The organism is Christiangramia aquimixticola, assembly GCF_048285835.1.
In the GTDB taxonomy this organism is placed as follows: Bacteria; Bacteroidota; Bacteroidia; order Flavobacteriales; family Flavobacteriaceae; genus Christiangramia; species Christiangramia aquimixticola.
The window spans coordinates 1-325 of sequence record NZ_JBLVTL010000142.1 but is presented as its reverse complement, the minus strand read 5'-3'; the positions used below and the strand labels follow the sequence as shown (position 1 = coordinate 325).

The window sequence follows — 325 nt, the reverse complement described above, 5'->3', positions numbered from 1 at the left end:
CCACCGCCCACGCCGAAGTCGTCGCCATTCGGGAGGCCTGCAAAAATCTGAACCACTTCCAACTCGAAGGCTGCGAAGTTTACACTTCCTGCGAACCCTGTCCCATGTGTTTGGGGGCAATTTTTTGGGCAAGACCAGCCAAAGTATACTACGCTTGCACCAAAGAAGACGCTGCCGATGCGGGATTTGACGATGAGTTTATCTATCAGGAAATTGAAATCACACCTGAAAAGCGGCAGATTCCGATGATTGCTTTGATGCGGGAGGAAAGTTTAAAAGCTTTCGAGCTGTGGAAAGAAAAGGGAGATAAGACGCTGTATTGAAG

Annotated in this window: 1 protein-coding gene; it reads left to right on the top strand. The window is 48.9% G+C overall.

Annotated features, from left to right (window positions below; translation table 11 throughout):
- On the top strand, positions 1-323 hold a 323-nt coding region (locus tag ACNKXV_RS13865; protein ID WP_417908308.1), incomplete at its 5' end, for a nucleoside deaminase.
- Between the last annotated feature and the right edge of the window lie 2 nt (positions 324-325).